Raw genomic sequence first — 6,887 nt, 5'->3', positions numbered from 1 at the left:
TGGATAGTTGGTCACGGATCTCGTCCGGGATGCGCATACCAGACCAACGAGCCCCAGGTCGGGAAGAAACACCTTGATGATCTGCAAGCCCTTAGGGCCTGTATTGGGTTGTCCCGCGGCGTCACGGGGTCTCAGGCGGAGATGCCATCGATCCGGGCCATCGCGTCGTCCGCTCCGAACGGTTGCAGATAGGGCAGCCAGCGCGGGTCGCGGTGGCCCGTGCCGATGATCCGCCAGGCGAGTCCGGTCGGCGGGGCGGGCGGCTGGTGGAGCCGCCAGCCGAGCTCGGGCAGATGCCGGTCGGCCTTGACGTGGTTGCAGCGGCGGCAGGCCGCCACCACGTTCTCCCAGGCGTGCTGTCCGCCGCGGCTGCGCGGAATGACGTGGTCGACGCTGGTCGCGGCGGCGCCGCAGTACATGCAGCGCCCGCCGTCCCTGGCGAAGAGCGCCCGGCGGGTCAGCGGGACGGGCCCCCGGTAGGGGACGCGCACGAACCGCTTCAGGCGGACGACGCTGGGTGCCGGGACGGCACGGGTGGCACTGTGCATGAAGGCGCCGGATTCCTCGAGGCAGATGGCCTTGTTCTCCAGGACGAGGACGAGCGCGCGGCGGAGCGGTACGACGCCGAGCGGCTCGTACGACGCATTGAGAACCAGGACATGCGGCACGGTTGATGCCTCCTTGTACGCCGGCGGCGCGTGGCTCGCGCCGGGACGATCCGATCTCAGTCTCCCCTCCGGCCTGGTCGAAGCGCCACCACGTCCGGGTAACGGGCCGGGAGGATTTTCCTCCGGTCCGTGCCGTCCGTACGACGGGAACGGGCCGGAACAGGCGCTTCAGGGGCCCTGCCACCGACGCCGCGCACCCGATGTGCGATCGGCCACACGCGGGGCCGCCGGCCGGGTCCCTCACCTGTTCCATATCCCCGGGTGAGACGTGTCTCTCCCCTGATCACGGCAACGGAGCACGCCCGATGCCCCGTTAGTGTGGTTGGTCAGCGCTCGCCCAACTGGAGGTTTCACCGTGTCCCTGTCCGCCCTGTTGGCAGCCGCCCAGTCACCCGGGTCCGGTGGCTCGCTGGACGAAGCCGCGAAGCAGGCAGGCAACGCCGCGGGCTGGGTGGAGCAGAACTGGTCCACCTGGCTGAACACCGGTCTGCGGATCGTGCTCATCGCCGCCATCGCGATCGTGTTGCGCACAGCGGTCCGCCGTGCCCTGACCAAGCTCATCGAACGCATGAACCGCAGCGCCCAGGCGGTGGAGGGCACCGCGCTGGGCGGTCTGCTGGTCAACGCGGAGCGCCGCCGCCAGCGCTCGGAGGCGATCGGTTCGGTACTGCGTTCGGTGGCCTCGTTCCTGATCCTCGGCACCGCCGCCCTGATGATCCTGGGCGCGTTCCAGATCAATCTGGCCCCGCTGCTGGCCTCGGCCGGGGTCGCCGGGGTGGCGCTCGGCTTCGGTGCCCGCAATCTGGTCACCGACTTCCTCTCCGGCGTGTTCATGATCCTGGAGGACCAGTACGGCGTCGGCGACACCATCGACGCGGGCGTCGCCTCCGGCGAGGTCATCGAGGTCGGTCTGCGGGTCACCAAGCTGCGCGGCGACAACGGCGCGATCTGGTACGTCCGCAACGGCGAGGTGAAGCGGATCGGCAACCTCAGCCAGGGCTGGTCCACCGCGGGCGTCGATGTGCAGGTGCGCCCCACGGAGGACCTCGAACAGGTCGGCACGGTCATCACCGAGGCCGCCCAGCAGATGGCCAAGGAGGACCCGTGGACCGAGCGCCTGTGGGGCCCGGTGGAGATCCTGGGCCTGGACACGGTGCTGCTGGACTCGATGACCGTCCGGGTGACCGCCAAGACGATGCCGGGCAAGGCCCTGGGCGTGGAGCGCGAGCTGCGCTGGCGGATCAAGCACGCCTTCGACGAGGCGGGCATCCGCATGATCGGCGGCGTCCCGGCCCAGGCCGACGAGCCATCGGCCGCCGACCCGACGGCCTCCATGGCCGCCCCCTCGGCGTACGCCTCGGCCACCTCGCCCCAGTCCCTGGCGACGACCCCGATCGTCCAGCCCCCGAACATCTCCAAGTAGCGAGCGGCCGTACGCCGTACGGGTGAGGGGCGCCCCGCGAGGTCTGCGGGGCGCCCCTCACCCGTTCCCGGCCGAGCGGACCGCCTTCGATGGATCCGGGCCAACTCGGTTCGCCGTCCGCCTTGTTGGGAATGGACTCCGGCGAGGCACCTGCGGGGCGCGGGGCCGCCACCCGCACCACCGGCCCCCGCCCAGGTAACGCTTTGGTTGCCACAGCGGTGCAGACCATTGACGCCCAGGTGACGCGCGCCCTACGGTCCTCTCACCGAATAGGAAACTTTCCTAACAGAGGGCAGGTGCAGTGATCATGGCCGGAACCACGCCGGGTACCCCCCGCGTTCTGCGGGCCATGAACGACCGGGCCGCCCTCGATCTGCTGCTGGAGCACGGGCCCCTGTCGCGGACCAGGATCGGGAAGCTGACGGGCCTCTCCAAGCCCACCGCCTCCCAGCTGCTGGCCCGGCTGGAGGCGGCCGGCCTGGTCGTCGCCACCGGGACCGCGGCCGGGCGTCCGGGGCCCAACGCACAGCTCTACGCCGTCAACGCCTCGGCCGCCCATGTGGCGGGGCTCGACGTCAACGCCCAGCGGATCGTCGCCGCCGTCGCCGATGTGACGGGTGAGACGGTCGGGGAGTTCGAGCTGCGGACCCCGGGGCGGCGCGCCGACAGTGTGGTGCGGCAGGTGGCGGACGCGCTGGACGGGGCGGTCAAGGACGCCGGGCTGACCCGCTCGGACGTGCACCGGCTCGTCATCGGCACGCCGGGGGCCTTCGACCCGGGCACGGGCAGGCTGCGGTACGCCTCGCACCTGCCCGGCTGGCACTCCCCGACCCTGCTGGACGAGCTGGCCGCCTTCCTGCCGATGCCGGTCGAGTACGAGAACGACGTGAACCTCGTCGCGGTGGCCGAACAACGGCTCGGCGCGGCCCGGGGGCACGACGACTTCGTACTGTTGTGGAACGAGGAGGGCCTCGGCGCCGCCCTCGTCATCAACGGCCGGCTGCACCGGGGCTTCACCGGTGGCGCCGGTGAGGTCGGGTTCCTGCCGGTGCCGGGCGCGCCGCTGGTCCGGCAGGTCACCAAGGCCAACTCGGGCGGCTTCCAGGAGCTGGCCGGTGCCCAGGTGCTCGCCAGGCTGGCCCGTGAGCTGGGCATCGACGACGAGGCGGTCCGCGGTCCGGGCACCCACCACGAGGTCGCCGCCGCTCTGGTGGGCCGGGCGGCCGAGGCCGTGGAGCGGGGCGAGGGCGGGCCGTACGGCCGGCTGCTCGATCAGTACGCCACCGGTCTGGCGACCGGCCTCGCCTCCATGCTCGCCGTTCTGGACCCGGAGGTCGTCGTGCTGTCGGGAGAGCTGATCTCGCGCGGCGGGGAACCGCTGCGCGGCCGGGTGGCGGCCGAGCTCGCCGAGCTCGCGGCGTCCCGGCCCCGGCTGATCGCCGGTGAGGTCGCCCACCGGCCCGTACTGCGCGGCGCGCTGGAGAGCGCGCTCGCCACCACCCGCGACGAAGTGTTCGACACCTCGCGCTGAACCCCTTCGCCACCCCCCTGACGTACACCGCCTTCCCGTCCCTGTCCCAACCCTTCATCGGGAGACACCACCATGTCCGGAAACCGCCGGAAGCCGGCCGTCGCACTCGCCGCGACCGCCGCGATAGCCCTGTTCGCCTCCGCCTGTACCGGGCAGAGCAGCTCCGGTGCCAAGGATGATGCGTCCAAGGAGACGACCATCAACTTCTGGCACGGCTGGAGTGCCCCGAGCGAGGTCAAGGGAATTCAGGACACGATCGACGCCTTCGAGAAGGCGCACCCCAACATCCATGTGAAGGTCGTCGGCAACATGACCGACGACAAGATCAACCAGGCGCTCCGCGCGGGCGGTTCCAAGGCCCCGGACGTCGTCTCGTCCTTCACCACGAACAACGTCGGCAAGTTCTGCAAGTCGAAGGCCTTCGTCGACCTCAACCCGTTCCTGAAGAAGGACGGGATCGACGCGGACGCGACCTTCCCGAAGGCGATGAACGAGTACACCCAGTTCGAGGGCGTGCGCTGCACGGTCCCGCTGCTCGGTGACGCGTACGGCCTCTACTACAACAAGGACGCGTTCAAGGCGGCCGGCATCACCAGCCCGCCCAAGACCTGGTCCGAGCTGGCCGCCGACGCGAAGACGCTGACGAAGCAGAAGGGCGACTCGTACGAGCAGCTCGGCTTCATGCCGAACTACCACGGCTACGAGTCGACCACCGAGCACTACCTCGGTGGCTGGGACCCGGAGTACTTCGACGCGGACGGCAAGTCGAACATCGCCAAGGACCCGGCCTTCGCCGACATGCTCACCAACCAGAAGAAGCTGGTCGACTCGCTGGGCGGCTATCAGAAGCTGGAGAAGTTCCGTACCGGCTTCGGTGACGAGTGGGGCGCCAAGCACCCGTTCCACACCGGCCAGGTGGCCATGCAGCTGGACGGCGAATGGCGTCTGGGCATGGCCGAGGAGACCAAGCCGAAGTTCGAGATCGGCGTGGCCCCGATGCCCGTCGCGGACGACCAGGCCGACACGTACGGCAAGGGCTATCTGACCGGGACGATCGCCGGCATCGCCGCCACCTCGTCCAAGCAGAACGCCGCCTGGGAGCTGGTGAAGTTCATGACGACCGACACCGACGCGGTGGTGAACTTCGCCAACGCCATTCACAACGTGCCGTCCACGCTGGCCGCGCTGAAGTCGCCGAAGCTGAAGTACGACCCGCGCTTCAAGACCTTCCTGGACATCGCCGCCAACCCGAAGAGCACCACCACCCCGCCCTCGGTGAACGGCGGCGCGTACCTGGTGTCCCTGCAGAACCTCGGTTTCGACATCGAGAAGGGCAACCAGAAGGACGTCAAGGCGGGTCTGGAAAAGACCGCCAAGGAGATCGACGCCGCGATCGCACAGGCGAAGTAGCACCACGATGAGCACGTACACACTCCGTTCGAAGCGCCGCCGTTCGGCGCTTCGGACGGCGGCCTTCATGTCGCCGTGGCTGATCGGGTTCTGCGTCTTCTTCGCCTACCCGCTGATCTCCACGCTCTATTTCTCCTTCACCAGCTACGACGGTTTCTCCGCCCCGGAGTTCAGCGGGCTGAAGAACTGGTCGTTCGTCTTCAACGAGTACCCGCTGTTCTGGCCCGCGCTGCGCAACACGCTGTGGCTGGTCCTGGTCATGGTGACCTGCCGGGTGGTGTTCGGGCTCGGTATCGGCATGCTGATCACCAAGATCAAGACGGGCACCGGAGTCTTCCGGACGCTCTTCTACCTGCCGTACCTCGCGCCGCCGGTCGCCGCCACGCTGGGCTTCGTCTTCCTGCTCAACCCCGGTACCGGACCGGTCAACTCGATCCTCGGCGAGCTCGGGCTGCCGACCCCGGGCTGGTTCACCGACGCCGCCTGGTCCAAGCCCGCGCTGACCGCGCTCGCGGTCTGGGGGGTGGGCGACCTGATGGTGATCTTCATGGCCTCGCTCCTGGACGTACCCAAGGAGCAGTACGAGGCGGCGGAGCTGGACGGGGCGTCCCCGTACCAGCGGTTCCGCTTCGTCACCCTGCCGAACATCTCGCCGATCATCATGTTCGCCGTGGTCACCGGCATCATCCAGACGATGCAGTACTACACCCAGCCACTCGTGGCGGGGAAAGTCGCCTCGGGTGTCATGGGCGGCTCGGGTCAGCAGTTCGAACCGGGTTATCCCGACAAGTCGACACTGACGCTTCCACAGCTCGTGTACAACCTCGGTTTCCAGCGCTTCGACTACGGCTCCGCCTGTGTGGTCGCGCTCGTTCTCTTCGTCCTCGCCATGGCGTTCACCGCACTGCTGATGCGACGCCGCAGCGGACTGATCCAGGCAGGTGAGTGACGTGGCGCAGGTTCTCGACACCCCGAAGGCCGGCGGGCCGGTGAGCGACCCGATCACCCCGGCCGGGCGCGTCGCACGCCGCAAGGCGGTGCTGCACTGGATCGCCGTGCACTCGCTCGGCGTCGCGGCCGCACTCTTCTTCGTACTGCCGTTCGTCTTCCTCCTCCTCACCTCGCTGATGAGCGACCAGCAGGCACTGACCCGTGACCTGTGGCCGCACCCCTTCGAGTGGAGCAACTACAAGGACGTGTTCAACACCCCGGGCTTCCTGACCTGGTGGAAGAACACCCTGCTGTACGCGGGCCTGGGCACCGTCCTCACGGTGGTGTCCTCGCTGCCCGTGGCGTACGCGCTCGCCAAGTTCCGCTTCCGCGGCCGGCATCTGTCGCTGATGCTCGTCATCTCGATGATGATGCTGCCGCCGCAGGTCGTCGTCATCCCGATGTACCTGTTCTGGGCCAAGCAGCTGGACATGTCCGGCACGCTCTGGCCGCTGATCATCCCGATGGCGTTCGGCGACGCGTTCTCCATCTTCCTGCTGCGGCAGTTCCTGCTGACCATTCCGAACGAGTACCTCGACGCGGCGAAGGTCGACGGCTGCGGCGAGTTCCGCACCCTGCTCCGCGTCGTGATACCGATGGCCAAGCCGGGCATCGCCGCCGTCGCACTCTTCCAGTTCTTCTACGCCTGGAACGACTACTTCGGACCGCAGATCTACGCCTCCGAGAACCCGGGGGCGTGGACGCTGAGTTATGGACTGGAGTCCTTCAAGGGCGCACACCACACCGACTGGAACCTGACCATGGCCGCGACCGTTCTGGTCATGGCCCCTGTGATCGTCGTCTTCTTCTTCGCACAGAAGGCCTTTGTCGAAGGCGTCACACTGACCGGAGTAAAGGGCTGATT

At 68.5% G+C, this 6,887-nt stretch carries 6 protein-coding genes; 5 read left to right on the top strand and 1 reads right to left on the bottom strand.

From position 1 onward, the window contains the following. Positions 1-131 precede the first annotated feature (131 nt). Positions 132-668, bottom strand: a complete 537-nt coding sequence (locus ACZ6S6_RS13240; protein ID WP_123471109.1) for an HNH endonuclease — start codon at positions 666-668, stop codon at positions 132-134. A gap of 355 nt (positions 669-1,023) precedes the next feature. Here ACZ6S6_RS13240 and ACZ6S6_RS13235 point away from each other — a divergent pair, with 355 nt between their 5' ends. From ACZ6S6_RS13235 to ACZ6S6_RS13215, 5 genes are all read left to right on the top strand, one after another. After that, the gene (locus tag ACZ6S6_RS13235; RefSeq protein ID WP_362962444.1) at positions 1,024-2,091 is read left to right on the top strand and encodes a mechanosensitive ion channel family protein; all 1,068 of its coding nucleotides are present in this window, start codon (positions 1,024-1,026) and stop codon (positions 2,089-2,091) included. 307 nt (positions 2,092-2,398) lie between these two features. Further along, positions 2,399-3,622, top strand: a complete 1,224-nt coding sequence (locus ACZ6S6_RS13230) for an ROK family transcriptional regulator (protein WP_362962446.1) — start codon at positions 2,399-2,401, stop codon at positions 3,620-3,622. Between the two features lie 72 nt (positions 3,623-3,694). Continuing rightward, complete coding sequence (locus ACZ6S6_RS13225) at positions 3,695-5,032, top strand: ABC transporter substrate-binding protein (RefSeq protein WP_469705573.1); 1,338 nt, start codon at positions 3,695-3,697, stop codon at positions 5,030-5,032. 7 nt (positions 5,033-5,039) lie between these two features. Continuing rightward, positions 5,040-5,981, top strand: a complete 942-nt coding sequence (locus tag ACZ6S6_RS13220) for a carbohydrate ABC transporter permease (protein WP_362962450.1) — start codon at positions 5,040-5,042, stop codon at positions 5,979-5,981. 1 nt (position 5,982) lies between these two features. After that, complete coding sequence (locus tag ACZ6S6_RS13215) at positions 5,983-6,885, top strand: carbohydrate ABC transporter permease (RefSeq protein ID WP_469705570.1); 903 nt, start codon at positions 5,983-5,985, stop codon at positions 6,883-6,885. Positions 6,886-6,887: the final 2 nt, after the last annotated feature.

The sequence above is a fragment of the Streptomyces sp. NPDC048671 genome, from assembly GCF_055587045.1.
The sequence above is the reverse complement of the archived record's forward strand: the minus strand, read 5'-3'. Positions and strand labels throughout refer to the sequence as shown.